Source organism: Brevundimonas sp. UBA7534, assembly GCF_002479325.1.
GTDB lineage: Bacteria > Pseudomonadota > Alphaproteobacteria > Caulobacterales > Caulobacteraceae > Brevundimonas.
This window is the reverse complement of the sequence record NZ_DLMO01000111.1, coordinates 1-2,878: the sequence shown is the minus strand read 5'-3', so window position 1 is coordinate 2,878 and position 2,878 is coordinate 1. Positions and strand designations below refer to the sequence as shown.

Genomic DNA, 2,878 nt, shown 5'->3' with positions numbered 1-2,878 from the left:
GGGCCAGGGCCGGCGCGGCGACCATCAGGGCGGCGGCGGCGCAGGCGGCCGACAGGAGGGAGCGGTGGCGCATGGGGCATTCCTCGCAAAGCGTGCTGCGGCGAGGCGTAGCACCACCGTTCGCCGGGCGGAAGTTGCCGATGCGGCGAAGGGCCGCCCACACCCGACACGCGTCCGCCCGTCTTGGAAGTGGCGCGCATCTGACAACTTGCCCGGCCGCGGCGAACCGGCGACAAGCGGTGGGAATGGAACCTGCTTCGCCGACCAGGGCCCCGTCGCGGGCCGAGCCGCACATCGTCGACGCGCTGATCGCCGAGCGCGCGCCGCGCCTGACGGCATCGCCCTTGTGGCCGGTCGTGCGGCCGGCCCTCTATGGCGTGCTGGGCTATGGCGAGGCGGTGCGGATGGCCGATGCGATCGGACCCCTGTCGGGCGCGCAGACGCTGGACTACGTGTCGAACCTGCTTTCGCTGAAGGTGACGGCGAGCCACCTGGACCGTCTGCCGGCGACGGGTCGCTGCGTGGTGGTGTGCAATCATCCGACCGGCATCGCCGATGGCGTGGCCGTCCATGACGCCATCAGGACGCGGCGGGCCGACGCCATCTTCTTCGCCAACGCCGACGCCCTGCGTGTGTCGCCGCGCCTGGCGGAGACCGTCATTCCCGTCGAATGGGTCCACGACAAGCGAACGCGCGAGAAGACCCGCGCCACCCTGAACGCGGCCAGGGACGCCTTCATGGCCGAGCGCTGCGTGGTCATGTTCCCCGCCGGCCGCCTGGCCCGCGTGGGCCGGAACGGTCTGCTGACCGATCCCGAATGGGCGCCGACGGCGGCGTCCCTGGCGCGCAAGTACGACGCGCCGGTCGTGCCGATGCATGTCGTCGGCCCCTACAGCCGCCTGTTTCACCTGTTCGACAAATTCTCGCAGGAACTGCGCGACGTGACGCTGTTTCACGAACTGCTGAACAAGGCGGGAAAGCGTTTCAGCGTGCAGATCGGCCGCCCCATTCCGGCCGAGCGGCTGGATGTGGACGCCGCCCGTGCCACCGAGGCGCTGAAGGGGTTCACCGAGCGCACCTTGGCCGCCGATCCCGACGCGGTGTTTCAATGAAGATCGTGCTGCCCGACGCCGAGGCCACCACGCGCCTGGGCCAGGCCATCGCGCACTTGCTGCAGGCGGGCGACAGCGTGCTGCTGTACGGGCCGCTGGGCATGGGCAAGTCCACCCTGGCGCGCGGACTGATCCGCGCCCTGACCACGCCGGACGAGGACGTCCCCTCGCCCACCTTCACCCTGGTCCAGTTCTACGACAGCGATCCGGCCGTCGCCCATTTCGACCTCTATCGCCTGACCCGGCCGGAAGAAGCCTTCGAGATCGGGCTGGACGAGGCGCTGGACGACGGGTGCGCGGTGATCGAATGGCCCGAGCGGCTGGGCGACGATCCGGGCCGCTTCCTGGGGCCAGACCGGCTGATCATCGAGATCGCCGAGCAGGGCGAGGGCCGCGTTGCGACCGTTTCCGGCGCAGGGGCGTGGGACGACCGGTTGAAGGAACTGCATGTCTGATCGCGAAGCCCTCCGTCTCGATTTCCTGACGGCGTCCGGCCTGGCCGACGCCGCGCGCCTTCCGCTGCCCGGCGACGCCTCGACGCGCCGCTACGAGCGTCTGGTCCCGACGGACGGACCGACTCTGATGCTGATGGACCAGGCCCCGGCGGCCGAAAGCCCGCCGTGCGATCCGTCCTGGACGCCGGACCAGCGCCGCGCGGCGGGCTGGAACGCGGTCGCCCGCCTGTCGGCCGGAAAGATCGAGGCCTTCGCCGCCGTCGCCGCCCATCTAAAGGCGCTGGGACTGTCCGCGCCCGAACTGCCCGCCCTCGACGCGCCGAACGGCCTGGCGGTGCTGGAGGATTTCGGCGACGCCCTATTCGCCCGCGTGATCGCCGACGGCGCGGACGAGGCGCCGCTCTATCTGGCCGCCATCGAGGCGCTGGCGACCCTGCACGACGCCGGCGATCCGCCCGCCGTCCTGACCGGCCCCGGCGGCGACTGGCCCATGCTGACCTATGACGAGATCGCGCTTCAGGGCGGTGCGGACCTTTTCGTTGAATGGCTGCCTCGGCTTGATGCGCGCGCAACATTCGACGAGGCGGCCGTCGCCGACTGGCGCGAGGCCTGGGCGCCCATCGTCGCCTCGGGCGCGGGTGGAGCCTCGGTCATGGCGCACCGCGACTATCACGCCGAGAACCTGATCTGGCTGCCCGACAGGCAAGGCGCCGCGCGGGTCGGCATGATCGACTTCCAGGACGCGGTGCGGGCCCATCCGTCCTGGGACCTGCATTCCCTGCTCCAGGACGCGCGCCGCGATGTGTCGCCCACCCTGGAGGCCCAGGCGCTGGACCGCTATTTCGCCCTGCGCCCCGATGTGGATCGCACGGCCTTCATGGCCGACTACGCCGGGCTGGCGGCGCTGAACCAGGCGCGGATCATCGGGATTTTCGCCCGGCTGATCGCGCGGGACGGCAAGCCGCGCTATCGCCAGTTCATGCCGCGCATGTGGCGGCATCTGAACGCCAACCTGGAACAGCCGGCCCTGGCGCCTTTCGCCCGCTGGTTCGACCGCCATGTTCCCCCGGAGACGCGCGGATGAGCGCGGCGACCAACAAGAATGCAGGTCCCCGCATGACGGCTCCGAAGACCGCGATGGTGCTGGCCGCGGGCCTGGGCACCCGCATGCGCCCCCTGACCGACGATCGGCCCAAGGCCCTGGTCGAGGTGGGCGGCCGCGCCCTGATCGACCATGTCCTGGACCGGCTGGCCGACGCCGGAGTGGAAAGAGCCGTGGTCAACGTCCACTGGTTCGCCGACCGACTGGAA

4 protein-coding genes are annotated in these 2,878 nt (G+C 70.9%); all 4 read left to right on the top strand.

Annotated elements, in window-relative coordinates; translation table 11 throughout:
- The first annotated feature begins 245 nt into the window (after positions 1-245).
- A complete protein-coding gene (locus B2U11_RS08625; protein WP_292071122.1) occupies positions 246-1,112 on the top strand; it encodes a GNAT family N-acetyltransferase in 867 nt (288 codons plus the stop codon).
- Entirely contained in the window at positions 1,109-1,567 is a 459-nt protein-coding gene (gene tsaE / locus B2U11_RS08620) for a tRNA (adenosine(37)-N6)-threonylcarbamoyltransferase complex ATPase subunit type 1 TsaE (protein ID WP_292071120.1), read from the top strand. Before B2U11_RS08625 ends, tsaE begins: the two co-directional genes overlap by 4 nt.
- On the top strand, positions 1,560-2,651 hold the full coding sequence (amgK, locus tag B2U11_RS08615) for an N-acetylmuramate/N-acetylglucosamine kinase AmgK (protein ID WP_292071118.1): 1,092 nt from the start codon (positions 1,560-1,562) through the stop codon (positions 2,649-2,651). The genes tsaE and amgK overlap by 8 nt, the downstream gene beginning before the upstream one ends.
- Before the next feature lie 32 nt (positions 2,652-2,683).
- Positions 2,684-2,878 (top strand): NTP transferase domain-containing protein (locus B2U11_RS08610; protein WP_292071116.1); only part of this gene is annotated, 195 nt, incomplete at its 3' end.